The sequence below is a fragment of the Methylobacterium symbioticum genome (assembly GCF_902141845.1).
GTDB classification, from domain to species: domain Bacteria; phylum Pseudomonadota; class Alphaproteobacteria; order Rhizobiales; family Beijerinckiaceae; genus Methylobacterium; species Methylobacterium symbioticum.
In genome coordinates this window covers 1-23681 of the sequence record NZ_CABFPH010000081.1, presented here as the reverse complement: position 1 = coordinate 23681, position 23681 = coordinate 1, and the positions used below count along the sequence as shown (strand labels likewise).

Here is a 23681-nt window from a genome sequence, read left to right as displayed (position 1 = left end):
CAACGCCGGCACCGACCGCGCGGCAGGCAGCTCAGCCCGCAGCCCAGGCGAGCCCGCAACCCGCGGCGCGCAACCCGGCTCAGGCCCGGACCGAGGCGCCGCGCGCCGGCCGTCCGGCGGCCGGGACCGTTGCCGGGGCCGACAAGAGCGGCTGGCTCTCCGACCTGCTGACCCGGGCCTCTCTCGACGAGGAGGAGGAGGCTCCGGCCCGGACCGGACAGGCCCCCGCGGCCGACCCCGCCCGCGCGCTCGAGTCCATCTCGAACGATATCGGCCGGATGATCGACCACCGCACGGCCGTGGACCTGTGGGAGCGCTACCGCCGCGGTGAATCGAACCTGTTCCAGCCGCGTATCTACACCGCGCAGGGCCGCCAGACCTTCGCGGAGATCCAGCGCCGCTATCGGGGCGAGGTCGAGTTCCGCCGGGCCGTGGACCGCTATGTCGGCGAGTTCGAGCGGCTGCTCGGGGACGTGATGAAGAACGATCCCGATACCCGCCGGGCCGACGCCTACCTCACCTCGGAGACGGGCAAGGTCTACACCATGCTCGCCCATGCGAGCGGGCGCTTCGAGGGGGCATGAGGCAAGGCGGGGCCGTGACCGATCAGGCGTCGCGGCCCCGGCAGGGCTCCAGGGGCTTCACCCGCCCCGGCCGGGCGAGCCGCAGCAGGCGGCCGTCCACCGCGGCGAGCGCCAGGGCGATCACCGCCATGCCGCCATAGTGCCGCGGCTCCAGCCGCTCGCCGAGGACGAGGGCACCGAGCAGGATCGCCGAGACCGGCACCAGCAAGGTGACGAGGAGGACATTGGCCGCGCCCGCGGTCGCCAAGAGCCGGAAATAGATCACGAAGGCGAGGGCCGTGGAGAGCGCGGCGGCGCCGAGCACAGCGGCCCAGACCACGGGGCCTGGGGCCGGCAGCGTCCAGGGCCGGTCGACGACGAGCACCACAGGCAGGAGCACCAGGGTTGAGGCCGCGACCTGCCCGGCCGCGGTGACGAGCGGCGGCACCCCCATCCGGCCGAAGCGGCGGCCGTAGACGCCGGCGAAGGCGTAGGTCAGCGCCGCCCCGAGACTCGCCAGCTCGGCCGGCCACTCCCCTCCCCCGCCGAGCACCGACGGTCCCACCATGACCGCGACGCCGGCGAAACCGATCAGCACGCCCACGAGCCGGTTGCCGGTCATCCGCTCGTCGGCGGTGAGCCGGTGTGCGACGATGACCGCGAAGAGTGGGGTCGCCGCGTTGAGGATGGCCGCGAGGCCCGAGGCGATGTGCGTCTGGCTCCACACGATGAGGCAGAACGGCACCACGTTGTTGAGGATGCCCATCCCGAGGAAGGCCCGCCAGATTCCCGCCTCGCGGGGGAGGCGCGCTCCGGCGAGGCGTGCCGAAAGGCCCAGGATGAGGGCGGCGAGGCCGACGCGCAGCAGCACCACCGTGAGCGGCGGCAGCGCCGTCAGCGCAACGCCCGTGAAGAAGAAGGACCCGCCCCAGAGCAGGGACAGGACGAGCAGGAGCGTCCACTCGGACGCGGTCATCGTGCGGTGAATGGCGGGGGGCATGGGCGGTCCCGGAGCGACAGGCAGCCCGGATTCTAGGCTCGCGGCGCGCGCACCCGCCTCCCGCTTCTTGCCCCCGATACCTGGAGTCGCTCCCGGTGGCGCTGCAATCGGGAACGGCGCTCAGTCCTTGTTGTAACGCGCTCTCCTCGTTGTGACGCGCTCTCTTGCGCCGAACCCGCATCCCCTTCGTCGGAGAGCGCTCTCGCGCCTCAGATCAGACCGAGCCCGGCGAGTTCGCGCCGCAACGCCTCGGGCATCTCGGCGAGATCGCCCGCCGCGGCGGCGTCGAGGTCGGCCGGCGCGTCCTGGGCGGAGAGGTAGCGCCAGCCCTGGAACGGGCGGCACGGCCGCGGGGTCACGGGGATCAGGCGCTCACCGAGTACCAGACGGCAGCGCGGGATGCCGTCCGCGCCGGTCACGGGCTCGATCGCCGTCAGAGCCTGGCGGCAGCACAGGATGCCCTTGATCACCCAGAAGATCGAGCCGCGCCCGGCGATCTCGGTCCGCCGCGACGGCACCATCCGCGTGACGTGGACGGGCGACGGGTCGCGGCCCTCGCGCAAGGCCTGCTCGCGGAACCGGGCGTGACGATCCGCGAGGTCGGCGATGGAGGCCGGGCCGACGCTGAGCTTGAGCAGGTGGAGGACGGGCTTGGTCACGGGCTGGGCTGGTGGCGCGTGCCGGCGGCCCGGCACCGAGCCGCCTCCATAGACCGATGCGGTCGCCGCGGCGACCGCGGCGCTTCGTCGTCAGGAGAACAGCGCCAGCTTCTCCTCGATGCTGAGCAGGTCGATGTCGCCGAGATCGAGCTCTGCCTGGCGCGCGGGCTTCGCGGGTTGCGGCCCGGAGGCGGTTGGCGCATCGGCCTCGCGCGCCGCTTCGGCTCCGGCGAGGACGGTCTCTTCGATGCCGGCCGCTATCGTGTCGGCGGTCTCGGCGGGCTCCTCGGCGACGGCGAGATCCTCGGCGGTCGCCTCCTCCGGGAAGGTCGGCTCGTCCGCGACGGCCCGTGCATTCGTATCGATGGCGAGATCGTCGGCGACGGCTTCCGCGAGCGTGGCCGGTTCGGGGGCCTCGAGCTCGGCCTCGGAGGCGTCTGCCTCGACAGTGTCCGCCGTGAACCCGTCCGCCTCGAACGTGCCTGCGTCGAGCGCTTCCGCCTCGGGCGCAGCCTCGGCGGCGGGGAGGAAATCGATCACCTCGTCCAGGACGATCGGCGCACGGGCGGCCATGCCGGCGGCCTCGGCGCCCTGGGCGTCGGCCTGCATGTCGATGAAGCGGTCGACATCGCTCTGGCTCAGGTCCACCGGGGCCGCCGCGGCGCGCGGGGCGGTCTCGGGGCCAGGCGGGATGCGCTCGTCCGCGCTGTCCCAGATGGTGATCATCGAGGCCAGACGGTCCTCGAGATAGCGCAGGGTGTTGACGATGCGGCTGATGCGCTGGGCCGTGAGGTCCTGGAACGAGCAGGCCGTGTAGATCTGCGTCGCGTGCCGGTCGAGCCGGTCGCAGACATCCGCATCGACGCCGCGCTCGCGCAGTGTCCAGGCCGTCTCCTGAACCTCCTCGGCGGCGCCGAGGATGTCCGAGGTCGCGCGCTCGGTGGTCCGCACGATGGCGTCGAGCGCCTCCGAGGCGACGCCGAGCCGGCTCTGGTCCTGTTCCGGCGCGCTGATCGCCGCGATTTCCGCCTTGGTCCGGCTGATCGCGTTGGCCATGTCGAGGAGGCTGCCGCGCAGGTGCCCGACATCCTCCGGACCGCGCTGGGCGGTGATCGCGCTCTCGATCCGGCCGATCGCATCGAGGAGCGTCACGGTGTCCGGGCCGCGGCTGCGGCGGGCATGCTCTTCCAGGAACCAGCGGCCGCGCTCGCTCTCATTCATCGCCGCCGCGATGACGTCGTAGGCGTCCGGGGCGAAGAGGATGGGCGACTGGGTGCCGGACATGCTACGCGTCCTCACGGAACTCGGCGCGCCATGGCCCCGCACAGGCCGACACACGCGCTGCATACACTTTGATCCAAGCTGTTTAACGCGCGCTTACGGCGCGCCTCATCCCGCCTCCGGCCTTGCCCTCCTCCCCTGCATCCATCCAGGCGCCGGAACCCGGCGCGTTCCGCCTGTCGCTGCTCTACGCCGTCGTGTTCGTGGAGATCGGCATCGCGATGCCGTTCATGCCGGTCTGGCTCGACGCGCTCGGCCTCGACCCGACGGTGATCGGCCTGCTGCTGGCCCTGCCGATCGCGACGCGCATCGTCGCCACCGCGCCGCTGATGAGCCTGATCGACCGCGGCGTCGGCCCGCGCCGGCTGATCGTTGCCGGCAGCCTCGGGCTCGCGGTGACCTACCTGCTGATGCCGGCCGCCGCCCCGCTCGGTTGGCCGCTCCTCGCCCTGCTCACCGTGCTCAACGCGGTGGCCGGCGCGCCCCTCGTCCCGAGCATCGACTTCCTGACGCTGGCCGCGGTGCGGGCGAGGCCACGGCTCGACTATGCCCGCATCCGCATGGCCGGCTCGATCGCCTTCCTCGCTGCGAACCTCGTCGGGGGCGCGCTGCTCGGCGCTCTCGGCGGCCGGGTCGCGGTGCCGCTGCTCCTGACCGGGCTCGCCCTGATCGCCTGCCTCGTCGCCTATCGCAGCCGCTCGGTGGCGCCGCCGGCGAGCCCGGTGTCCGAGGGCCCGCGCCCGCGCCTGCCGCTCCATCTGTGGCTCTGCATCGGTGCGGCGGGGGCGATCCAGGCGAGCCACGCCGCGATCTACGGCTTCGGCAGCATTCACTGGACGGGGCTCGGCCTCTCCACCACGGCGGTCGGCGGCCTCTGGGCGGTGGGCGTCGTGTCGGAAATCGTGCTGTTCGCCCTGATCGGCCGGCTGCCGGGGCGCTGGCGCACGCCCTTCCGGCTGCTCGGCCTCGGTGGGCTCGCCGCGCTGGTGCGGGCGCTCGGCCTCTACGCCTTCGGCGATTCGCTCGTCCTGCTCGTCCCGTTGCAGGCGCTCCACGGCTTCACCTTCGGGGCGACGCAGCTCGGCGCGATGGCCGCCGTCTCCGGGTTCAGCCCGGAGGGCGCCCGCGGCCGGGCACAGGGCACGGTGAGCGCGGTCAACGCCACGGTCTCGGCCTCGGCGACCCTGCTCTCGGGCTTCGCCTATCGCAGCGGCGGGCCCGTCGCCTTCGCGCTGATGGCGCCGCTCGCCGCCACCGGCCTCGTCCTCACGGTCCTGGCGGCGCGCCGGGTGCGCGGACGCACACCGCAACCGTAAGCATACAATCCCGTAACCCTAATGTGGACATAAGAGCGGCGCAGAAGGGGCCGCGTGATGATCCTGGCAGCCACCATCGGGGGGCCCGCGTGCTGAGCGCCGCGCGAGCCCGGACGAGTGAGGAAGCGGGCGCGCGCGTCGCGGCGGAGGCCGATGGCCGCCTCGCCCTCGACGGACGCTGGACGACCGACCAGGGCGCCGCCGTGGAGGCCGCCGCCGCGCACATCGCTGCGGCCGGAACGGGCCGGGCGATCGTCGTCGACCTCACCCGCGTCGAGCGTCTCGACACGCTGGGCGCCTGGGTGCTGGAGCGGACCCGCGGCGAGATCGAGGCGGCGGGCGGCCGGCTCAGCTATGCTGGAGCGCGGGCCGAGCACCGCATCCTGCTCGGCGAGGTGGGCCTGCGCGAGCCGGAAGCGGCGGCCGGGCTCCGCCACGGCTATCTCTACGGCCTGCTCGACGGGCTCGGACGCCGGGTGGCCCAGGGCGGCCACGACATCGTCACCGGAGTCGCCTTCCTCGGCGAGGTGGTGGCGGCCTGCCTGCGCGTCGCGGCGCGGCCGCGCAGCTTCCGCACCAGCGCCTTCGTCAACCAGATCGAGCAGGTCGCGCTGCGCGGCGCACCGATCATCGTGCTGATCTCCTTCCTCGTCGGCGGCATCGTCGCGCAGCAGGGCATCTTCCAGCTCCAGCGCTTCGGCGCGCAGACCTTCGTGGTCAACCTGATCGGCCTGCTGATCCTGCGCGAGCTCGGGGTGCTGCTCACCTCGATCATGGTGGCGGGCCGCTCCGGCTCGGCCTTCACCGCCGAGATCGGCTCCATGCGCATGCGCGAGGAGGTCGATGCGCTGCGCGTCATGGGCCTCGACCCCGTCGAGGTCCTGATCGTGCCGCGCATCCTCGCCCTGGTGGTCGGCCTGCCGATGCTGACCCTGATCGGCGCGCTCGCGGCGCTGCTCGGCGGCGGCCTCACCGCGATGGTCTATGGCGGCCTCACCACCGACCAGTTCCTGGCGCGGCTGCAGGCGGCGGTGGGCCTGCACCACGTCTTCGTCGGCCTGATCAAGGCGCCCTTCATGGCGCTCACCATCGGCATCATCGCGACGATCGAGGGCTTCGCCGTGGAAGGCTCGGCCGAATCGCTCGGCCGCCACGTCACCGCCTCAGTCGTCAAGTCCATCTTCATGGTGATCGTTCTGGACGGCCTGTTCGCCGTCTTCTTCGCGGCGATCGATTTCTGAGCCGGACATGCGCGCAGAACCCACCGGACCTGACGAGGCCGAGCCGATCATCCGCGTGCGCGACCTCGTCGTGGGCTTTCGCGACCGCACGATCCTCAAGGGCCTCAACCTGGACATCCGCCGCGGCGAGATCCTCGGCTTCGTCGGCCCCTCCGGCCAGGGAAAGTCCGTCCTCACCCGCACCATCCTCGGTCTCGTGCCCAAGCGCTCGGGCACGATCCGGGTGTTCGGGCAGGACATGGACGGGATGAGCCTCGCCGAGCGCCGCCGGGTCGAGCAGCGCTGGGGCGTGCTGTTCCAGCACGGCGCCCTGTTCTCGGCGCTCACCGTGAAGCAGAACATCCAGGTGCCGATGCGCGAGCACCTCAACCTGTCCGAGCGCCTGCTCGACGAGTTCGCCCGGCTCAAGATCGAGATGGTGGGCCTCAAGCCCGAGGCCGCCGACAAGTACCCGTCCGAACTCTCCGGCGGCATGATCAAGCGCGCCGCGCTCGCCCGCTCGCTCGCGCTCGACCCCGAGATCCTGTTCCTCGACGAGCCGACCTCGGGCCTCGACCCGATCGGCGCGGGCGAGTTCGACGACCTCGTCGCGACCCTGAAGCAGACGCTCGGGCTCACCGTCTTCATGGTGACGCACGACCTCGACAGCCTCTACACCGCCTGCGACCGCATCGCGGCGCTCGGCGACGGCCAGATCATCGCGGCCGGGCCGATCGAGCACATGCTCAGCCACGACCATCCGTGGCTGCGCTCGTATTTCCACGGCAAGCGCGCCCGCGCGATCGTCACGGGAGAGCCCGCCCATGCCTGATGCCGCCATCACCGCGCAGGCTGCACCGGGTGCGGCCCCGCACCGCGCGCACCGCCAAGCCCCGGCCAAGGACTGACGCATGGAGACGCGTGCGAACTACGCCCTCATCGGTGCCTTCACCCTCGCGGTGATCCTGACCGGCTTCGGCTTCGTGCTCTGGCTCTCGGGCGGCTCGTCCCGGCAGGTCGCCCAGGGCGTGCGGGTCGTGTTCTCGGGCAGCGTCGGCGGCCTGTCGCGCGGCTCCAGCGTGACCTTCAACGGCATCAAGGTCGGCGAGGTCTCGGAGGTGAGCCTGCTGCCGCAGGATCCGCGGCGCGTGATCGCGCTGATCAAGGTCGAGCCCTCGACGCCGCTGCGCGCCGACACCCGCGCACGCCTCGACTCGGCCATGCTCACCGGCGTCTCGGTGATCGCGCTGTCGGGCGGCAACGCCGACGCGCCGCCCCTGAAGGCGGGCTCCGGCGGCGAGATGCCGACGATCTTCGCCGATTCCTCCGACATCCAGGACATGATGGCGGCAGCCAGGCAGATCGCCCAGCGCGCCGACGACGTGCTGCAGCGCCTCGACAAGGTGGTGGCCGGCAACGAGGGCGCGATCAACCGGACGCTTGCCAATGTCGAGGCCTTCTCGAAGACGCTCGCCGATGCCGGTCCCTCGATTGCCGGTCTCGTGAAGTCCGTCGATGGGGAGCGCCTCAACCGGGTGATCAGCAATGCCGACCGCTTCTCCGGCGCCCTCGCCAATGCCAGCCCCGACATCGAAGCCGGCCTGCACGACGCCCGCGCGCTGGCGGGCAAGCTCAGCGCCTCGGCCGATCGCATCGACGCCGTGCTGAAGGGGGCCGAGGGCTTCCTCGGCTCGGCCTCGGGCGAGCAGGGCTCCTCGACCTTCACCGAGGTGCGCGAGGCCGCGATCTCGGTGCGCGACGCGGGCCGCGCCTTCCGCACGCTCTCGGAGAACCTCGACAAGCGCACCGCCAACATCGCCACGAGCTTCAACCGGCTCTCGGGCAGCGGGCGCCGCGAGGTCGAGGCGCTCTCCACCGACGGCCAGCGCACCCTCAACACCCTGAACCGCACCGTGAAGAACCTGGAGCGCGACCCCTCGCAGGTGATCTTCGGCGGCAAGCCGTCGTTGCCGGAATACAACGGTGGCCGCTAGAGCGGATTTTTCCTGGGAGTATGTGCCTCGCCGCACGGCACAGGACGGCACCTTGCGTAGTTTCTACGGCGCAGCTTAGACCACCTCACGAAACTCCCGGCGGCCGGGGGACCTCCCTCTGGGCGCGACGGCGCAGCGGGAGTGTCGTGAGGGGCCCTGGGTGCGTCTCGTGAGACTTCCGGCTGTGCCGTCCCGGCCGGAGGCCGTCTCCCACGGGCTCGCGAAGCCCGCGTGAGGCCCGTCACGGCGCCGGCCCGGCCGGCGCCCAGCAGGTTGACCGTATGAACCAGACCGTCCCGGCCCTCGTGCTCGTCGCCCTGCTTGCCTCCGCCCTCGGCGGATGCGGCGGCGGCGCGCCGCTGACCTTCGACCTCGCGGCCCTGCCGCCGTCGGGACGGGCGGTCGCGGCCGGCCGCGCCATCGTGGTGGCGGAGCCCGTCGGCATCCAGCCCTTCGAGTCGGACCGCATCATCGTGCGCGAGCCGGGCGGCTCGCTGTCCTTCCTCGGCGGCGGCCAGTGGGCCGACCGTCTGCCGCGCCTGGTCCAGACCCGCCTGATCCAGAGCCTGGAGAATTCGGGGCGGCTCCGCTCGGTCAGCCGGCCGGGCGACAAGATCCTGGCCGACTACCAGCTGATCAGCGAGATCCGGGCTTTCGACATCGCGGCTGGCAGCGGCGAGGCGGTGGTCGACCTTTCGGCCAAGCTGATCGCCGAGGGCACGGGCCGGGTGGTGGCCGCGCGGGTCTTCACGGCCCGCGTGCCGATCAAGGCGGTGGATGCGGGCAACGGCGCGGTCGCCCTCGATTCGGCGCTCGCGACCGTGCTCGGCGACATGGTCCGCTGGGTGAATTCGGGACGGTGAGTGCGCGGAGCCCGCGCTACTCCATCACCGCCGCCTTCATGATCACCACCATGGTGGCCCGGCCGGTCTCCGGGCCGATGCAGCGCACGGTGTGCGGCCGGTCGCAGCGGTAGCGCAGGGTCTCGCCCGCGCGCCCCACCTGCACGACACCGCCGACCTCGACCTCGAAGACCCCGTCATGCACGGAGAGCGACTCCACCGAGCCGCGCTGGTGCGGGTCTGAATCGAGCACGCCGCCCGGATCGGCCGAGACGTCGTACCATTGCAGCCACTCGATGGTCTTGACCCAGCCGGTGATGGCGAGGCGCACCTTGCCGTCCTCCGAGACGAGGATCGGCGTATCGGCGCGCGAGGTCTTCTCGATGAAGGGCTCCTCGTCGTTGGCCGCGAGAACCCGCTCGATCGAGACGTCGAGGGCCTGGGAGAGCCGCCAGATCGTGGCGAGCGTCGGATTGGTCTCGTTGCGCTCGATCTGGCTGATGATCGACTTGGCCACGCCCGACTGCTCGGCAAGCTCCGAGAGCGAGAGGTTGTAGGCCTTGCGCAGCCGCTGGATGGTCTTGCCGAGTTGGCCCGACAGGGCCTGCGCGCCGGTCAGGAGGTCGCGGCCGCGCCCGCGCTCGATCCGTTCCGCCTGGTCCTGCATCGTGTCGCCGTACCCGAAAAGCGTTCCGTTATCCGAACGAACGTACGCTCCTTCAAACGCAAATCCAGGTTCGGCGCAAGCGCCGCGTCGGACTCGTCAGCTCCATTGACGGAAGAAGTGGTGGACCGGACCGTGTCCGCGGCCGATGCTCAGCCGCTCCGCGGCGGCGATGGCGCCGCCGACGTAATGCTTGCCCTGCTCCACCGCCTCCGCGAGGCGCGCGCCCTTCGCCAGCTCCGCCGCGATGGCCGCCGACAGGGTGCAGCCGGTGCCGTGGGTGTTGCGGGTCGCCACGCGCGGGCCGGACAGGCGCCGGATGCCTTCGGGCGTGACCAGCACGTCGATGCTCTCGGCCTCGGTGCCGTGGCCGCCCTTGACCAGCACGGCGCGGGCGCCGAGCCCGAGCAGGCGGCGCCCCTGCGCCTCCGCCTCGTCCACGCCCGCCGCGACCGGCTCGCCGAGGAGTGCCGCAGCCTCGGGCAGGTTCGGGGTGATCAGGTCGGCCCGCCGCAGCAGGCGCCCGCGCAGGGCCGAGACGGCCGCGTCGTCGAGGAGACGATCGCCGCTGGTGGCCACCATCACCGGATCGAGCACGACCGGGATGCCGGTTGCGTGCCGGTCGAGGGCATCGGCCACGGCGTCGATCACGGCCATGCGCCCGAGCATGCCGATCTTCACGGCCCGCACCGCGAGATCGGAGAAGACGCTGTCGCACTGGGCCGCGACGAAGGCCGGCGGCACGTCGTGGATTCCCTGGACGCCGCAGGTGTTCTGGGCGGTCAGCGCCGTGATGGCGCTGGCACCGTAGACGCCGAGCGCCGAGAAGGTTTTGAGATCGGCCTGGATGCCGGCACCGCCGCCTGAATCGGAGCCCGCGATGGTGAGGGCGATCACGGCCGCGCCCCGCGCTCGCCGAGTGCCGCATCGATCCGCGCCCGGAGGTCCCGCGCCCGGCCCTCGATCGATTCGGCCCCGAACAGCGCGCGGATCACCGCGACGCCATCGGCGCCCGCAGCGATCACCGCCGCGACGTTGCTCGAATCGATCCCCGCGATGGCGCCGAGCGGCAGGTCGGTGCCGCGGGCCAGCCGCGCCCGGAAGACGATGCGGTTCAGCCCGTCGAGCCCGACCGGCGGATCCGGATTGTCCTTGCTCGTCGTCGCGAAGACGCCGCCGATGCAGGCGTAGTCCACGGGCAGCCGGTAGAGTTCGTCGGCTTGGGCGCCGGTCTTCAGGGTGAGGCCGATGATCGCGCCCTCGCCCAGAAGGCGGCGCGCATCGGCCGGGTGCATGTCGCTCTGGCCGAGATGCACGCCCTCGACGCCGGCCGCGAGTGCGAGGTCCACGCGGTCGTTGACCAGGAGCGGGACGCGCCCCGCCACCGCCTGATGGATCGCGCGGATGCGGGCGAGCGCAGCGCGCCCGTCGGGGATATCCTTCTCGCGGTATTGCAGGAGGGTGCAACCGCCGGCCACCGCCTCGGCGGCCATGGCGGCGAGACGCGCGCCGTCGGTGCCGCAGACGCCGACATCGAGCAGGCCGTAGAGGCGCAGGTCCACCGGACGAGCCGAGCGGTTCACGACGGACTCCTGGCTTCGAACATCCCCATGTCTCGCCCTCGCGGCCACTCCATCCCCTGCGGGTTTGGTTCGGCGCCGGGCTGTTGGCAACCCTGCGGCGGCTTCAGACAAGCCTGCGGAGGCGCGAAGAGCCTGCGGCGGCAAAGCGTTGGATCAGCCGAACTCGCTTTGTTGACCGGGCGGGCCGATCTGCGGCTAAAGCAGAAGCCGGGGCGCATCGGTCGCGCCCAGGCGGCATTCGCGGGCAGGCCCAGGGTGGATTCGGCAGAGACGCAGGTGCGCGCGGACGAGGCGGACGGCCGGGCTGCCGACGCCTCCTCCGTAGGCCTCGTCGCGGTCATCGTCGCGGCGACGGAGGGCGAGCCCCGCGCCCTCACGGTGCGGGTCCCCGGGCAGGCGGCCGGGCGCGGCGACGGGCTGCCCGCCGGTCCCCTCGTCTCCGAGCATGCCACCCTGGAGCGGGGCCTGCGCGCCTGGGTGGAGCGCCAGACCCACCAGCGCCTCGGCTACGTGGAGCAGCTCTACACCTTCGGCGACCGGGACCGCTCGGGCGAGGGCCGGGCCGGGGCCCACTCGCTCTCGGTGGCCTATCTGGCGCTGGTGCGCGAGGAGCGCCCGGCCGGGCTCGCCGAGGCCGCTTGGCAGAACTGGTACCGCTATCTGCCCTACGAGGATTTCCGCCAGGGCCGTCCGCCGCAACTCGACGCCATCCTGCCGCGGCTCGAGGCCTGGGCGGCCGAGCCCGAGGACGCGAAGCTCAGGCGCCTGCGCGCCGACCGGCTCGGCCTGACCTTCGGGCTGAACGGCGGCACCTGGAACGACGAGCGCGTGCTGGAGCGCTACGAGCTTCTGTTCGAGGCTGGGCTGATCCCCGAGGCGCAGGGCAATGCCGGCCGCGGCCTTCCGGGCGACCCGACCGGCGTGCCGATGGCCTTCGACCATCGCCGGGTGCTCGCCACCGCGATCGGCCGCATGCGCGGCAAGATCAAATACCGGCCGGTGGTGTTCGAGCTGATGCCGCCGGAATTCACCCTGCTCCAGCTCCAGCGCACCGTGGAGGCGCTCTCGGGCGCGCAGCTCCACAAGCAGAACTTCCGCCGCCTCGTGGCGCAGCAGGGGCTCGTCGAGGAGACGGAGAGCGTCACCAGCGGCACGGCCGGCCGGCCGGCCAAGCTCGTGCGCTTCCGCCGCGAGGTGCTGCTGGAGCGTCCGGCGCCGGGCCTGCGCCTGACGCCCTCGCGGCGGGCCTGAACCGCGCGACGACGCGCCGGTCCCGAGAGCCCGTGTTTTGCCGCGCGCTCTTTCGCCGAACCCGCATCCACGTCGGCTTCGGAGCGCTTCAGTAGGTGTGCGCGTCCTCCGGGAAGCGCCCGGCACGGACCTCATCGGCATAGGTCTTCACCGCCGCCTCGATATGGGCGCGCAGCGAGCCGAACTGCTTCACGAATTTCGGCGTGCGCTCGGAGAGGCCGAGCATGTCCTCCAGCACCAGGATCTGCCCGTCGCAGAAGGAGGAGGCGCCGATGCCGATGGTCGCCGCCGTCACCTGGGGCGAGGTGGCGATGGCGCGGGCCACCGGCTCGACGATACCCTCCATCACGATGGCGAAGGCGCCGGCCTCGCTGATCGCGCGGGCATCCTCCAGCAGGATGCGCTCGCCATCCGGCCCCTTCCCCTGCACGCGGAACCCGCCCATCGTGTTGATGGACTGGGGCGTGAGGCCGATATGGCCCATCACCGGCACGCCGCGCTGGGTCAGGAAGGCCACCGTCTCGGCGAAGCGCGCCCCGCCCTCGAGCTTCACCGCGCCCGCCCCCGTCTCCTTCAGGATGCGCGCGGCGCTCATGAAGGCCTGCTCGCGGCTCGCCTCGTAGGAGCCGAAGGGCATGTCGACCACGACGAGCGCCCGGCTCGTGCCGCGGATGACGGCCTGCGCCTGCAGGATCATCATCTCCAGGGTCACGGGCAGGGTCGATTCCATCCCGTGCATGACCATGCCGAGGGAATCGCCGACGAGGATGAAGTCGCAATAGGCGTCGAGAATGCCCGCGGTGTGGGCGTGGTAGGCGGTGAGCGCGATGATCTTCTCGCCCGCCGCCTTGCGCTTGGCGAGATCCACGGCCCTCAGGCGGCGGGACTGCACGACCTGCGACATGGCACCGGCTCCTCGATACGCGGGGCTGGTCCGCCCCTCCGGGTACAGGCGCGCCTTATATACGCATCGCGCCCGCAAGCACCCGCACCCCTGCGAGGCTTCGCACCGATTGTCGAGCCGCCTCAGCGGCCCCGCAGGATCAGGCGGTCGCCGCGCACCTCGTAGCCGGGGAGCCGCATCAGGAAGCTCTGGCCGAGCAGGTTCTGGGTGAGCATGCCCGAGCGCGCGACGAGGCCCGAGACCCGCCGCTCGGTGATCGGTCCGATGGTGATCGTGTCGATCATGACCGGCGCGGCATAGGCCGTGCCGTTGGCGGTGGAGATCCGGGTCGAGAACTCGGTCTCCGCCGGGCGGATGCCGAGCGCCGCGGCGCCCTCGGCGGTCAGCACCACGGTGCTGGCACCGGTGTCGAAGATGAAGGGCTGGACCTGCCCGTTCACCTCGGCCTCGACCCGGAAATCGCCGTCGCGCCGCCGCGTGATCGTGACGATGTCGCCCGCGCCGGTCACGGCGGTGCCGGGCCGCAGCTCGCCCACCACCCGCGAGCTGACGCCCTGGATCTCGTCGCGGAAGCTGTAGCCGACGAGGCAGGCGAGGCCGAGGGCCAGCCAGACCAGCAGATGGCGCAGGTTGGTGCCGAGATTCGTGCCGAAGCGGCGCCAGTAGCCGGCGGTGACGAGAACGAGGGTACCGACGCCGAAGGCGAGCCCGGCGAGCTGGTCAGGCTCGATGCCGCCGATCGAGCGGCCATCGCCGCTGACGACGAGCACGGCCACCACGATCCCGATCGCGCCGAGCACCAGATACAGCATCAGACCTCACGCCCGCGTTCCCTCGGGCGGTAGATAGGCCGCGCGCAGCCGCGCTTCGAGCGTCGCCATGATGGCGAGGCGCTGCGCCTCGCTGAGCGAGCCCCACAGGGCGATCTCGTCGCGGGTACGGCCGCAGCCCTGGCACAGGCCCGTGCGGGCATCGAGCACGCAGACCTTGGTGCAGGGGCTGGACGGCTTGGACGACGGCTCGGGGGCGGCGCTGGCGGACATGGGCCGATCCATGCGGCCTGCCGGTGCCGCAAATCAAGCCGGCAGGCAGGCGATGAGGCCGAGGAGACCGGCGATCTCGGCGACCTGCTGACAGGCGCCGACCACGTCGCCGGTCTGGCCGCCGAGCTTCTCCGCGGCGAGCCGGGTCATGCCGAGGGCCGCGAGGCCGCCCAGCACGATCATCGCCAGGATCCCCGAGACCGGCAGGCCGAAGGGCAAGGCCAGAACGGCGAGAATGGCCCCGAAGCCGAGAGCGATCCAGAGCGTCGCCGCCTCCGGCCGGCCGACCGCGGCGCCGAGGCCCCCGGGCCGGGCGGGGCCGAGCAGCATCATCGGGGCGAGCGCGGCGACGCGGGAGAGAGAGGCGGCGAGCACCAGGGCCACCGCCGCGGCCGCGCCGGCCCGGTCGAGGAGCGTCGCGAGCGCGCCCATCCGCAGGGCGAGGGTGATGACCAGCGCGGTGGCGCCGTAGGTGCCGACGCGGCTGTCGCGCATGATCTCGAGGCGCCGCACCCGCGTGGCGCCGCCGAGACCGTCGGCCACGTCGGCGAGCCCATCCTCGTGGAGCGCGCCGGTGACGAGGACGGCGACGGCGAGGGCCAGCCCCGCGGCCAGGAACGGCCCGAGCCCGAGCTTCCAGGCGGCGAGCAGCGTCAGGGCCGCCGGCAGCGCCAGGATCAGGCCCGCGGCGGGCAGCATCCGGGGCGCGCGGCGGAAATCCGGCGCGGCATGGGGATCGTCCTCTCCGGGCAGGCGCGGCACCGGCAGGCGCGAGTAGAAGCGCAAGCAGGTGGCGAGATCGGACAGGAGGCCGCGCCCCGGCCAGTCGGCCTCTCCGCCCTGGGGTCGCCCGTTCATCGCCCTGCCTTCACCCCCTGAACCCGCTTCACTATAGCGTGCTGGCGGGACGCGGCTTCAAGCCGCGCGCGGGCCGCCCACAGGATTGCACCATGACCGAGAGCCCCTTCGCCGACATCCGCCGTCTGGTCGCGGCCATGCCGGAGGCAGACGAGGCCGCCCTGCGGGCGATCGCGGCGCGCGAGGCCACGCTGACCAAGCCTGCCGGCGCCCTCGGGCGGATGGAGGAGCTCGTCGCCTGGCTCGGCGCCTGGCAGGGCACGGACAAGCCGACCCTCGACCGGCCGCTGGTCTGCGTCTTCGCCGGCAGCCACGGCGTGACGAAGCGCGGCGTCTCGGCCTTCCCCGACGCGGTCAACCGGCAGATGCTCGACAACTTCGCCGCCGGGGGCGGTGCGATCAACCAGATCTGCGCCGCCTACGGCCTCGGCTTCAAGGTGTTCGACCTCGCCGTGGACCTGCCCACCGGCGACATCTGCGAGGGGCCGGCGCTCGACGAGCGCGGCACCGTCGCCACCATGGCCTTCGGCATGGAATCGATCGCCGCCGGGACCGACTGCCTCGGGATCGGCGAGATGGGCATCGGCAACACCACCATCGCGGCCGCCATCTACGCCGCCCTGTTCGGGGGCGATCCGGCCCACTGGGTCGGCCGCGGCACCGGCGTCGATGCGGACGGGCACCGGCGCAAGGTCGCGGCGGTCGAGACGGCGCTCGCCCACCATGCCGGCCATCTCGACGACCCGCTCGAGGTGCTGCGCCGCCTCGGCGGGCGCGAGGTCGCCGCGATGGCCGGGGCCATCCTCGCCGCCCGCCTGCAGCGGGTGCCGGTGGTGCTCGACGGCTACGTCTCGACCGCCGCCGCCGCGATCCTGCACGCCCTCGACCCGCGCGCCCTGGAGCACTGCCTCGCCGGCCACGTCTCGGCCGAGGGCGCGCATGCCGAGGTGCTGGAGCGACTCGGCCTCACGCCGCTCCTGGCGCTGAACATGCGTCTCGGCGAGGGCTCGGGCGCGGCCATGGCGATCGGCCTCCTCAAAGGGGCGCTGGCCTGCCACCGCGATATGGCGACCTTCGACCAAGCCGGGGTCTCCGGGAAGGAAGCCTGAGATCGGCCTTTGCCCCAAAGGACCTGGACGCGCTATGGCTCGCCCCGATTCGGATGCCGGGCGTCGCCGGCATCGCCGACCATAAGACCCAAGCCATGAAGATCACCCAGGCCTTCACCTTCGAGGCGGCCCACCGGCTACCGAACGTGCCCGAGACCCATCGCTGCCACCGGATGCACGGCCATTCCTACCGGGTCGAGCTGACGGTGGCGGGCGAGATCGATCCGCGGAGCGGCTGGGTCGTCGACTTCTACGACGTCGAAGACATCTTCCGGCCGCTGCTGGAGCGCCTCGACCACCACACCCTCAACGACATCGAGGGTCTGGAGAACCCGACCGCCGAGAACATCGCGGCCTGGATCTGGCATCGGGCCAAGGCGGGGCTGCCCGGCCTCGCATTGGTGCGGGTCTACGAGACCCCGATGTCCTGGGCGGAGTATGCGGGTGAGTGAGGTCGGCGAGGATCGCGCGCTGGTCCTGTTCTCAGGCGGCCAGGATTCGGCCACCTGCCTCGCCTGGGCGCTCGACCGCTATGCCCGCGTCGAGACGCTCGGCTTCGATTACGGCCAGCGCCACCGGATCGAGCTCGACGCCCGCGGACGGCTGCGCGCGGGCCTCGCGTCGCTCGTGCCCGCCTGGGGCCGCCGCCTCGGAGAAGACCATACGCTGGCGCTCGACGCGCTGGGTCAGGTCTCGGATACGGCGCTGACCCGCGAGGCCGAGATCGGCTACGCGGCCTCGGGCCTGCCCAACACCTTCGTGCCCGGCCGCAACCTCGTCTTCCTCACCTTCGCGGCGGCGCTCGCCTACCGGCGCGGCCTGCGCCACATCGTCGGCGGCATGTGCGAGACCGACTTCTCCGGCTATCCCGATTGCCGCGACGACACGATCAAGGCGATGCAGGTGGCGCTGAACCTCGGCATGGACCGCCGCTTCGTGCTGCACACCCCGCTGATGTGGCTCGACAAGGCACAGACCTGGAAGCTCGCCGAGGATCTCGGCGGCCCGGGTCTCGTGGATCTCGTCGTGGAGGAGAGCCACACCTGCTATGTCGGCGAGCGCGGCGCGCGCCACGACTGGGGCTATGGCTGCGGCACCTGCCCGGCCTGCCGCCTGCGCGAGCAGGGCTACGCCCGCTACGTCGCCGCCGAGGCCTGAGCGGGAACGAGGCTCGCGACGAGGGCGCCGAGCGTCCCCGCGAAGGCCTCCGGCCCGCCGAGCAGCCGCTCCATCAGCAGCGCGCCCTCCAGCGTCGCAATGACGAGCCGGGCCTGCGTCGTCGGGTCGATGCCGGGACGCAGCGCCCCGCGCGCCAGGCCTTCGCGCAGCATCCCTTCGAGCCAGGCGATGTGGCGCTCGAAGAAGCGGGCGATGTCGGCGCGAAGCTGCTCGGGAAGCGCCTCGCCCTCGATGGCGAGCACCGCGCAGAGGCAGCCGAGCCCCTGTTCCACCCCGCCGAGATAGAGCCGGCCATAGGCCTCGATGCGGGCCGGCGCCTCCCGATGGTCGGCCTCGATCGCGGCGAGCGCCGCGTCGTAGCGGTCGGCATAGGCGGCGACCAGCGCGAGCGCGAGATCGGTCTTGGTCGGGAAGTGGTGGTGGATGCTCGCCTTGCGGATGCCGACCGCCGCCGCGAGATCGGCGTAGCTGAAACCGGCATAGCCCGAGGTCCGCACCAGCGTCTCGGCCTGCATCAGCAACTCGGCCCGGGTATCCCGCATCGCTCTCCATCGCCCCGCGATCGGTCGCGCGCTCGTGTTCGCCCACGGCGACCCGAAACCCTTCTCGCACTTGACGCCCAAAAAATCTACCTACTAAATGGTTGGCAGCGAATGGGAGGTGACGCATGCGGGCGCTCGACGCCGCATCGCGCAAGGATGGAGCCCGACGCTCCATGACGCGCCGGCAAGCCGTCTTCGCGGGCTTCTGCCTGTGCTGCCTGCCGCGCGCCTTGCGCGCGGAAGCCTTCGCAATGGAGGAGGTCGGCCCCGGCATCTTCCAGAGGCGCGGGCCGAATGCCGAGGCCAGCCCCGCGAACAACGACGCCATCGCCAATATCGGCTTCATCGTCGGCCGCGACGGGGTGCTCGTCACCGAATCCGGCGGCAGCCTCGCCGATGGGCAATGGCTGCGCGCGGAGATCCGCAAGCGCACCGACAAGCCGATCCGCCACGTGGTGATGAGCCACGTCCATCCGGATCATTGCTTCGGCGCCGCGGCGTTCGGCGAGGACAAGCCGAACTATATCGGCCACCACGGCTTGCGCGAGGCGCTGGAGGCGCGTGGCGCGTATTACCGCCAGCGCCTGGAGGACGTGCTGGGGCCGGAGAAGGCCGGCATCGTGGTCTACCCGACGCAAAGCGTGAAGGACGGGGCCGAGATCGACCTCGGCGACCGCATTCTGCGCTTCACCGCGCATGCCACGGCGCACACGTCCTGCGACCTCTCGATGATCGATTCGGGAAGCGGCCTGCTCTTCACAGGCGACCTGCTCTCGGTCGGCCGCATCCCCTCCCTCGACGGCAGCCTGAACGGTTGGCTCAAGGAGATCGAGCGCCTGAAGGGGATGGGGGCGAGGCAGGCCGTGCCCGGGCACGGGCCGGTGCGCGTCGAGCTCGCCCCGGCGCTCGCCGGGATCGGCCGCTACCTCGGCACGCTGCGCGACGAGACCCGCAAGGCGATCGCCGCCGACGTCTCGATCGAGAAGGCGGTACAGAGTGTGGCCCAGTCCGAGCGGGGCCAATGGGATCTGTTCGACGACTACAATCCCCGCAATGTCACCGTCGCCTACAAGGAACTCGAGTGGGAATAGCCGCCGCGTAACCTACATGAATTGGATCAGGAGGACGCCATGACCTACGCCGCTCTCGCCCTCGGACTCTCTCTGACCGCCGCGCTTGCGAGCGGTGCCGCGCAGGCCGCGGGCGCCTCCGACACGGATGCCGACCGCGACGCGCGCTGGAAGGAGATTGCCGCCTCGATCTTCAAGGATCGCGCGATCCAGCCGACCGAGACATTGGTGAAGGTCGATGCGCCCAAGCGCGCGGAGGATGCGGCGCTGGTGCCGATCACCCTGACCATGCCCGAGAAGGACAGGATCAAGGCCGTCCATCTCGTCATCGACGACAACCCGTCGCCCTACGCCGCCCATGTCAGCTTCGGCCCCGCCGCCGATCCGGGCGAATTGAAGCTGCGCGTGCGGGTGAACAACTACACCAACGTCCACGCGGTGGCCGAGACCAAGGATGGCGGCCTGTATGAGGCGGCCAAGTTCGTCAAAGCCTCCGGCGGCTGCTCGGCACCCATGGGGATGAGCGACGAGGAGGCGATGAAGGGCATGGGCGACATGCGGATGAAGTTCGCCGGCGACGTCCAGCCCGGCAAGCCGGTCGAGGCGACGCTGATGATCCGCCACCCGAACTTCTCCGGCATGCAGATGAACCAGGTGACGCGCGACTACACGCCGGCACGCTACATCAACAAGGTCACGGTCGATTACGGGCCGAAGAACGTGTTCGTGATGGATGGCGACATCTCGATCGCCTCCAACCCGGTGATCAATTTCGCCTTCCTCCCCGAGGGCAAGGGACCGATCAAGGTCACCGCCACCGACAATCAGGGCGGGCGCTGGGAGCACAGCTTCACCGCGCCGACGGCGAGCAATTGAGCCGCATGCCCGTCCTCGGGAGAGCGGCGGCCGGCGCCCTGGCGCTGGTCGTGCTGGCGGCGGCCACCCCGGCCGATTCCCCCGTCAACGTGCCGGAGCCCGATGGGCTCTGGACCGGGCCGCAGCGGGGCTACACGCCAGCGACCCTCGAAGGCGCGACGGTGATCGACGGCAAGCGGCTCGCGGCGATGATGCCGGACAAGCCGGTGCTCCTCGACGTGGTGCTGGCCGACCGCAAGCCCGCGAACTTCCCGACCGACCGGCCCTGGCTGCCGACTCACCGCTCGATCCCCGGGGCCGTCTGGATGCCGGGTGCGGGCGTCGCCCCCCTGGCGCCCGAGCGCGAGGCCCTGTTCTTCCGCCGCGTCGAGGAACTGACCGGCGGCGACAGGAGCAAGGCGATCGTGACCTTCTGCCGGCCGGAATGCTGGGGCAGCTGGAATACCGGCCGCCGCCTCGTGCTGCGCGGCTACAGCAACGTCCACTGGTTCCCGGAGGGTGTCGAAGGCTGGCAGGACGAGCACGACACGGCCGTGGTGAAGCCCGATCCGGCCTGGGCGGCGCTTCCGCCGGTGGAGCCTGAACGTTAGAGCGCTCTCCGCCGAAGCGGATTCCGGTCCGGCGGAGGAGAGCGCGTCACAGCCCAGGCTCAGGGCCGTTCCCGGTTGCGCGGATGCGGTCTTGGCTGCCCCGCTTCTGGCGCCATCCGTTCGGGCCGATCGAGCCCGCTCGGGGGCCCTCCCCCGGATGACGGGCGCTGCGCTCAAGCGCCGCTGGCCGGCCCCTCGTTGTCGTTGGCGTTCACCTGCGGGAGCCGCTCCGCCGCCCGGGGGTCAAGCGTCCGGCGACGCCAAGCGGTCTCGATGGCCCGCGCGACCCGCGGCGAGCGGCGCTCGAGCCAAGCCGGACGATCCGACAGCCTCCCCAGCCGGCCTGGCCGGCTGTTGTTCCTCACTGCCATCATCGCAAACCGCCTCCCGGACGCCGGCACAGAGCGGGTACGATACGGGCTCGGCGGTCGCCCGCCTTTTGCACGAGCGTCCCGAACTCTTGCCTGCGCGTCCCGATGCGCGGGTGTGGCCGGGCTCACGCGCCGTGCGGCGCGGCCTCAGCGCCAGTCGTAGAGTTCGAACGGATCGAGCACGGCCCGCAGGGTTCTCTCCTCGGGAGCCCGCTGCAGGGCGAGCTCACGGTCGAGTCCGCGCAGGAAGGCCTGCGGCCCATCCTGCAGGTCGCGGCCGAGCCCTTCGAAACGCTCGGCCGGCTCCACATGGGCGGGCTTCGTCGAGACGATGAAGCCGATGTCGCAGAGGGGCTGGGCCCGGATGCCCGGCTCACGCAGCCAGTAGCAGAGGCGGACGCGGGTGAAGCTCTCGCCCGGCCTCTGCTCGGGATAGAACCCCGCGACGCGAAAGCTCTCGGGCCGCTCGCGCGCGGCCCAGGCGAGCGTCGCCGCAACGGTGACGTAACCATTGGTGCGGTGCTCGCGCACCAGCCGCACCGCCTCGGCCGGCGAGGCCCGGAACGGATCGGCCGTTGCGGCGGCGGCCCCGGTGACGACGAGAAGGGCGGCGATCGTCAGAGCGCGGATCACAGCAACTCTCCGAAATCCGGGTCTCGAAAGGGATCCTCCCTCTCGCGGGTCTGGGCGGCGCCCAGTCGTCTTATCAGGGCTCCGCCCTGATGCCCCGCCCCAGGGCCTCGTCGCTTGGGGATCCCGGGCCTGTCACGCGGCTTCGGCCCGGTCGCGCGAGACGAAGGCCACGGCCGTGCGCAGGGTGCCGAGATCGGCGTCGGGCCGCATGCCGGCCGTCGACAGGTGGCGGCGATAGGCTCGCGCACCCGGGCGTCCGTTGAACAGGCCGAGCATGTGCCGCGTCACGGCGTGGAGCCGCTCGCCGCGCTCCAGCAGAGCGGCGATGTAGGGCTCGAAGGCCGCGACCGCCGCGAAGGCGTCCGAGTGCGGCGCCGCCTCGCCGAACAGATCCGGATCGACGCCGAGCAGCAGGGCGGGCTCGGTATAGGCCGCGCGGCCCACCATCACGCCATCGACCGCGTCGAGTTGCGCCCGCGCCTGATCGAGCGTGGCGATGCCGCCATTGATGGCGATCGGCAGGTCGGGATGCGCCCGCTTGAGGCGCGCGACGCGGCCGTAATCGAGAGGCGGCACGTCGCGGTTCTCCTTCGGCGACAGGCCCTGCAACCAGGCCTTGCGCGCGTGGACCACGAGACCGTCGACCCCGGCCGCGACCACCGCCTGCGCCAGCGCGTCGAGGGCGGCCTCCGGATCCTGATCATCCACGCCGATGCGGCACTTCACCGTCACGGGCACCCGCACCGCCGCCTTCATGGCGGCGACGCAGGTGGCGACGAGCGCCGGCTCCCGCATCAGGCAGGCGCCGAAGCGGCCCTCCTGCACCCGGTCCGAGGGGCAGCCGACATTGAGGTTGACCTCGTCGTAGCCGAACTCTTCCGCGATCCGCGCGGCCTGCGCGAGGTCCTCAGGGTTCGAGCCGCCAAGCTGCACCGCCACGGGATGCTCGGCCGCCGAGAAGCCGAGCAGCCGCTCGCGGTCCCCGTGCAGCACGGCGCCGGTGGTGACCATCTCGGTATAGAGCCGGGCGCGGGCCGAGAGGACGCGATGGAAGGCCCGGCAATGCCGGTCCGTCCAGTCCATCATGGGGGCAACGGAGAAGCGGACGTCCTCGGGCGTCATCGGGTGGGGTACGGTCCTTCCAGGGCTCTCATCGCCGCAGCGGCGATCCGGGCGTGACGTCAGTGGTCGTGGCGGCAGCCGGGGCCGTGCACGTGCCCAGCCTGATCGTGGTCATGCCCGTGCTTGTGCCCGTGATCATGGGCATGATCATGACCATGCGCGGAAGAGTGGCTGTGGGCGTGGCCATGATCGTGGCTGTGGGCATGGTCGTGGGAATGGTCGTGCCCGCAGGTGCTGTGGTCGTGCGCCGCGCGCTCGGGGCGGAAGGCGCGCGAGACCGGGCTCGCCGCGCAGCCCTGGCCGCGAACCAGCTCGGCATTGGCGGGGGGGTCCGGCACGTAGAGCGCGTCCGCGCCGATCTCGGCCTCGACATGGTTCCCGCCGAGCTGCCAGGCGAGGCGCATCAGGCGGGCCGGATTCTCCGCGCGCACCTCCAGGAGGGCTTCCGCAGCGGCGCGCACGGCGACGAGCCGCCCGTCCTCCAAGCGCAGCGCGTCGCCGTCCTCGATCACCGCCGCCTTGGCCAGGGCGAGGTCGAAGGCGAGGCCGCCCTCCGCGTGGAGATGGCCGGAGCCGGCCGCGCGGGCGGCATGGTCGAGGACGACGGTGTCGACCACGGCGTCGGCGCGGACGGCCGGCTTGCGGACGAGGGTGGTGGCTCTCTGCATGGTGTCCTCGAACGGTCAGGCCCGGATGTTGGGGCGGGCGTGACAAAAGGGAAGGCTTGATCCCGCCACGATGCCAGCGCGACGGAACCTTGGCCGTGTGGCGCGCATTCCACGGTCATAACGGCTAAGCTCGAACCGCACCACAACGGACCGCAAGGCGGATACACGCCGGACCGCACAAGGGAGTCCCAACCATGAAGAAGCTCGTCAGCGCCGCTCTCGCCGGCGCCATGGCCCTGTCGCTCGCCGCCTGCAACACCCCGCAGGATCGCGCGCTGGGCGGCGCCGCCCTCGGCGCCGGCCTGGGCGCGGCGGTGGGCGGCCTCGCCACCGGCCGGGCCGG

Annotated in this window: 28 protein-coding genes; 14 read left to right on the top strand and 14 right to left on the bottom strand. The window is 71.9% G+C overall.

Going from position 1 to position 23681, the window contains the following annotated elements; genetic code table 11:
• Positions 1–584 (top strand): hypothetical protein (locus MET9862_RS21575; RefSeq protein WP_244612831.1); only part of this gene is annotated, 584 nt, incomplete at its 5' end.
• Positions 585–606: 22 nt separating this feature from the next.
• On the opposite strand, the gene MET9862_RS21570 is transcribed toward MET9862_RS21575, so the two are convergent.
• From MET9862_RS21570 to MET9862_RS21560, 3 genes are all read right to left on the bottom strand, one after another.
• The gene (locus MET9862_RS21570; RefSeq protein ID WP_142584915.1) at positions 607–1563 is read right to left on the bottom strand and encodes a DMT family transporter; all 957 of its coding nucleotides are present in this window, start codon (positions 1561–1563) and stop codon (positions 607–609) included.
• Between the two features lie 209 nt (positions 1564–1772).
• Positions 1773–2222, bottom strand: coding sequence for a DUF1489 family protein (locus tag MET9862_RS21565; RefSeq protein ID WP_142584914.1), 450 nt, complete (start codon positions 2220–2222; stop codon positions 1773–1775).
• Between the two features lie 90 nt (positions 2223–2312).
• Complete coding sequence (locus MET9862_RS21560; RefSeq protein WP_142584913.1) at positions 2313–3506, bottom strand: hypothetical protein; 1194 nt, start codon at positions 3504–3506, stop codon at positions 2313–2315.
• Positions 3507–3628: 122 nt separating this feature from the next.
• Between MET9862_RS21560 and MET9862_RS21555 the strand changes: the two genes are divergently transcribed.
• The 5 genes from MET9862_RS21555 to MET9862_RS21535 all read left to right on the top strand — a co-directional run bounded on the left by MET9862_RS21555 (position 3629) and on the right by MET9862_RS21535 (position 8896).
• Entirely contained in the window at positions 3629–4819 is a 1191-nt protein-coding gene (locus MET9862_RS21555; protein ID WP_244612830.1) for an MFS transporter, read from the top strand.
• Between the two features lie 89 nt (positions 4820–4908).
• Positions 4909–6060 (top strand): ABC transporter permease, encoded by a 1152-nt coding sequence (locus tag MET9862_RS21550; RefSeq protein WP_142584912.1) that lies wholly within the window; start codon positions 4909–4911, stop codon positions 6058–6060.
• Between the two features lie 7 nt (positions 6061–6067).
• The gene (locus MET9862_RS21545; RefSeq protein ID WP_185156960.1) at positions 6068–6871 is read left to right on the top strand and encodes an ABC transporter ATP-binding protein; all 804 of its coding nucleotides are present in this window, start codon (positions 6068–6070) and stop codon (positions 6869–6871) included.
• A 79-nt stretch (positions 6872–6950) separates the two neighbouring features.
• A complete protein-coding gene (locus tag MET9862_RS21540) occupies positions 6951–8033 on the top strand; it encodes an MlaD family protein (RefSeq protein ID WP_142584911.1) in 1083 nt (360 codons plus the stop codon).
• A gap of 281 nt (positions 8034–8314) precedes the next feature.
• Positions 8315–8896 carry an ABC-type transport auxiliary lipoprotein family protein gene (locus MET9862_RS21535; protein WP_142584910.1) on the top strand — a complete coding sequence of 194 codons (582 nt, stop codon included), beginning with the start codon at positions 8315–8317 and terminating at the stop codon, positions 8894–8896.
• A 16-nt stretch (positions 8897–8912) separates the two neighbouring features.
• On the opposite strand, the gene MET9862_RS21530 is transcribed toward MET9862_RS21535, so the two are convergent.
• From MET9862_RS21530 to thiE, 3 genes are all read right to left on the bottom strand, one after another.
• Positions 8913–9542 carry an XRE family transcriptional regulator gene (locus tag MET9862_RS21530; RefSeq protein WP_142584909.1) on the bottom strand — a complete coding sequence of 210 codons (630 nt, stop codon included), beginning with the start codon at positions 9540–9542 and terminating at the stop codon, positions 8913–8915.
• A gap of 96 nt (positions 9543–9638) precedes the next feature.
• A complete protein-coding gene (gene thiD, locus MET9862_RS21525; protein WP_142584908.1) occupies positions 9639–10436 on the bottom strand; it encodes a bifunctional hydroxymethylpyrimidine kinase/phosphomethylpyrimidine kinase in 798 nt (265 codons plus the stop codon).
• Positions 10433–11122 carry a thiamine phosphate synthase gene (thiE, locus tag MET9862_RS21520; protein WP_142584907.1) on the bottom strand — a complete coding sequence of 230 codons (690 nt, stop codon included), beginning with the start codon at positions 11120–11122 and terminating at the stop codon, positions 10433–10435. Before thiE ends, thiD begins: the two co-directional genes overlap by 4 nt.
• Before the next feature lie 255 nt (positions 11123–11377).
• On the opposite strand from thiE, the gene MET9862_RS21515 reads away from it, so the two are divergent.
• The gene (locus tag MET9862_RS21515; protein WP_438616642.1) at positions 11378–12373 is read left to right on the top strand and encodes an NUDIX hydrolase; all 996 of its coding nucleotides are present in this window, start codon (positions 11378–11380) and stop codon (positions 12371–12373) included.
• A gap of 88 nt (positions 12374–12461) precedes the next feature.
• Here the strand turns inward: MET9862_RS21515 and panB are convergent, their stop codons facing one another.
• The 4 genes from panB to cobS all read right to left on the bottom strand — a co-directional run bounded on the left by panB (position 12462) and on the right by cobS (position 15178).
• The gene (gene panB, locus MET9862_RS21510) at positions 12462–13277 is read right to left on the bottom strand and encodes a 3-methyl-2-oxobutanoate hydroxymethyltransferase (protein ID WP_142584906.1); all 816 of its coding nucleotides are present in this window, start codon (positions 13275–13277) and stop codon (positions 12462–12464) included.
• A 122-nt stretch (positions 13278–13399) separates the two neighbouring features.
• Complete coding sequence (locus MET9862_RS21505; protein WP_142584905.1) at positions 13400–14089, bottom strand: retropepsin-like aspartic protease family protein; 690 nt, start codon at positions 14087–14089, stop codon at positions 13400–13402.
• A 6-nt stretch (positions 14090–14095) separates the two neighbouring features.
• Positions 14096–14320: a DUF1289 domain-containing protein gene (locus MET9862_RS21500; RefSeq protein WP_142584904.1), complete on the bottom strand. Its 225-nt coding sequence runs from the start codon at positions 14318–14320 to the stop codon at positions 14096–14098.
• A gap of 33 nt (positions 14321–14353) precedes the next feature.
• A complete protein-coding gene (cobS, locus tag MET9862_RS21495) occupies positions 14354–15178 on the bottom strand; it encodes an adenosylcobinamide-GDP ribazoletransferase (protein WP_142584903.1) in 825 nt (274 codons plus the stop codon).
• A 92-nt stretch (positions 15179–15270) separates the two neighbouring features.
• Between cobS and cobT the strand changes: the two genes are divergently transcribed.
• From cobT to queC, 3 genes are all read left to right on the top strand, one after another.
• The gene (gene cobT, locus MET9862_RS21490; RefSeq protein ID WP_142584902.1) at positions 15271–16287 is read left to right on the top strand and encodes a nicotinate-nucleotide--dimethylbenzimidazole phosphoribosyltransferase; all 1017 of its coding nucleotides are present in this window, start codon (positions 15271–15273) and stop codon (positions 16285–16287) included.
• A 95-nt stretch (positions 16288–16382) separates the two neighbouring features.
• Entirely contained in the window at positions 16383–16739 is a 357-nt protein-coding gene (queD, locus tag MET9862_RS21485; RefSeq protein WP_142584916.1) for a 6-carboxytetrahydropterin synthase QueD, read from the top strand.
• Positions 16732–17445, top strand: a complete 714-nt coding sequence (gene queC, locus MET9862_RS21480) for a 7-cyano-7-deazaguanine synthase QueC (RefSeq protein WP_244612829.1) — start codon at positions 16732–16734, stop codon at positions 17443–17445. The genes queD and queC overlap by 8 nt, the downstream gene beginning before the upstream one ends.
• Here queC and MET9862_RS21475 read toward each other — a convergent pair.
• Positions 17424–18008, bottom strand: a complete 585-nt coding sequence (locus tag MET9862_RS21475; RefSeq protein ID WP_142584900.1) for a TetR/AcrR family transcriptional regulator — start codon at positions 18006–18008, stop codon at positions 17424–17426. The genes queC and MET9862_RS21475 overlap by 22 nt on opposite strands.
• Positions 18009–18181: 173 nt before the next feature.
• Between MET9862_RS21475 and MET9862_RS21470 the strand changes: the two genes are divergently transcribed.
• The 3 genes from MET9862_RS21470 to MET9862_RS21460 are packed head-to-tail and all read left to right on the top strand — an operon-like array spanning position 18182 to position 20544.
• A complete protein-coding gene (locus MET9862_RS21470) occupies positions 18182–19099 on the top strand; it encodes a quinoprotein relay system zinc metallohydrolase 2 (protein WP_142584899.1) in 918 nt (305 codons plus the stop codon).
• Between the two features lie 39 nt (positions 19100–19138).
• Positions 19139–19954, top strand: coding sequence for a quinoprotein dehydrogenase-associated SoxYZ-like carrier (locus tag MET9862_RS21465; RefSeq protein ID WP_142584898.1), 816 nt, complete (start codon positions 19139–19141; stop codon positions 19952–19954).
• 5 nt (positions 19955–19959) lie between these two features.
• Positions 19960–20544, top strand: coding sequence for a rhodanese-like domain-containing protein (locus MET9862_RS21460; RefSeq protein ID WP_142584897.1), 585 nt, complete (start codon positions 19960–19962; stop codon positions 20542–20544).
• 518 nt (positions 20545–21062) lie between these two features.
• Here MET9862_RS21460 and MET9862_RS21455 read toward each other — a convergent pair.
• From MET9862_RS21455 to MET9862_RS21445, 3 genes are all read right to left on the bottom strand, one after another.
• Positions 21063–21548 (bottom strand): hypothetical protein, encoded by a 486-nt coding sequence (locus MET9862_RS21455; protein WP_185156959.1) that lies wholly within the window; start codon positions 21546–21548, stop codon positions 21063–21065.
• A gap of 132 nt (positions 21549–21680) precedes the next feature.
• Positions 21681–22670, bottom strand: a complete 990-nt coding sequence (gene dusA, locus MET9862_RS21450) for a tRNA dihydrouridine(20/20a) synthase DusA (protein ID WP_142584896.1) — start codon at positions 22668–22670, stop codon at positions 21681–21683.
• Positions 22671–22729: 59 nt separating this feature from the next.
• Complete coding sequence (locus tag MET9862_RS21445) at positions 22730–23338, bottom strand: urease accessory protein UreE (RefSeq protein WP_142584895.1); 609 nt, start codon at positions 23336–23338, stop codon at positions 22730–22732.
• 194 nt (positions 23339–23532) lie between these two features.
• On the opposite strand from MET9862_RS21445, the gene MET9862_RS30230 reads away from it, so the two are divergent.
• Positions 23533–23681, top strand: a 149-nt coding sequence (locus MET9862_RS30230) for a YMGG-like glycine zipper-containing protein (protein WP_244612832.1), incomplete at its 3' end; no start/stop codon positions are given.

What these genes read in the sequence shown, in the direction of transcription:
- MET9862_RS21570 (WP_142584915.1), bottom strand. Translation starts at nt 1,563, where the DNA reads ATGCCCCCCGCCATTCACCGCACGATGACCGCGTCCGAGTGGACGCTC.
- MET9862_RS21560 (WP_142584913.1), bottom strand. Translation starts at nt 3,506, where the DNA reads ATGTCCGGCACCCAGTCGCCCATCCTCTTCGCCCCGGACGCCTACGAC.
- MET9862_RS21545 (WP_185156960.1), top strand. Translation starts at nt 6,068, where the DNA reads ATGCGCGCAGAACCCACCGGACCTGACGAGGCCGAGCCGATCATCCGC.
- MET9862_RS21540 (WP_142584911.1), top strand. Translation starts at nt 6,951, where the DNA reads ATGGAGACGCGTGCGAACTACGCCCTCATCGGTGCCTTCACCCTCGCG.
- MET9862_RS21535 (WP_142584910.1), top strand. Translation starts at nt 8,315, where the DNA reads ATGAACCAGACCGTCCCGGCCCTCGTGCTCGTCGCCCTGCTTGCCTCC.
- MET9862_RS21530 (WP_142584909.1), bottom strand. Translation starts at nt 9,542, where the DNA reads ATGCAGGACCAGGCGGAACGGATCGAGCGCGGGCGCGGCCGCGACCTC.
- panB (WP_142584906.1), bottom strand. Translation starts at nt 13,277, where the DNA reads ATGTCGCAGGTCGTGCAGTCCCGCCGCCTGAGGGCCGTGGATCTCGCC.
- MET9862_RS21505 (WP_142584905.1), bottom strand. Translation starts at nt 14,089, where the DNA reads ATGCTGTATCTGGTGCTCGGCGCGATCGGGATCGTGGTGGCCGTGCTC.
- MET9862_RS21500 (WP_142584904.1), bottom strand. Translation starts at nt 14,320, where the DNA reads ATGTCCGCCAGCGCCGCCCCCGAGCCGTCGTCCAAGCCGTCCAGCCCC.
- cobS (WP_142584903.1), bottom strand. Translation starts at nt 15,178, where the DNA reads ATGAACGGGCGACCCCAGGGCGGAGAGGCCGACTGGCCGGGGCGCGGC.
- cobT (WP_142584902.1), top strand. Translation starts at nt 15,271, where the DNA reads ATGACCGAGAGCCCCTTCGCCGACATCCGCCGTCTGGTCGCGGCCATG.
- queD (WP_142584916.1), top strand. Translation starts at nt 16,383, where the DNA reads ATGAAGATCACCCAGGCCTTCACCTTCGAGGCGGCCCACCGGCTACCG.
- MET9862_RS21475 (WP_142584900.1), bottom strand. Translation starts at nt 18,008, where the DNA reads ATGCGGGATACCCGGGCCGAGTTGCTGATGCAGGCCGAGACGCTGGTG.
- MET9862_RS21470 (WP_142584899.1), top strand. Translation starts at nt 18,182, where the DNA reads ATGACGCGCCGGCAAGCCGTCTTCGCGGGCTTCTGCCTGTGCTGCCTG.
- MET9862_RS21465 (WP_142584898.1), top strand. Translation starts at nt 19,139, where the DNA reads ATGACCTACGCCGCTCTCGCCCTCGGACTCTCTCTGACCGCCGCGCTT.
- MET9862_RS21460 (WP_142584897.1), top strand. Translation starts at nt 19,960, where the DNA reads ATGCCCGTCCTCGGGAGAGCGGCGGCCGGCGCCCTGGCGCTGGTCGTG.
- dusA (WP_142584896.1), bottom strand. Translation starts at nt 22,670, where the DNA reads ATGACGCCCGAGGACGTCCGCTTCTCCGTTGCCCCCATGATGGACTGG.
- MET9862_RS21445 (WP_142584895.1), bottom strand. Translation starts at nt 23,338, where the DNA reads ATGCAGAGAGCCACCACCCTCGTCCGCAAGCCGGCCGTCCGCGCCGAC.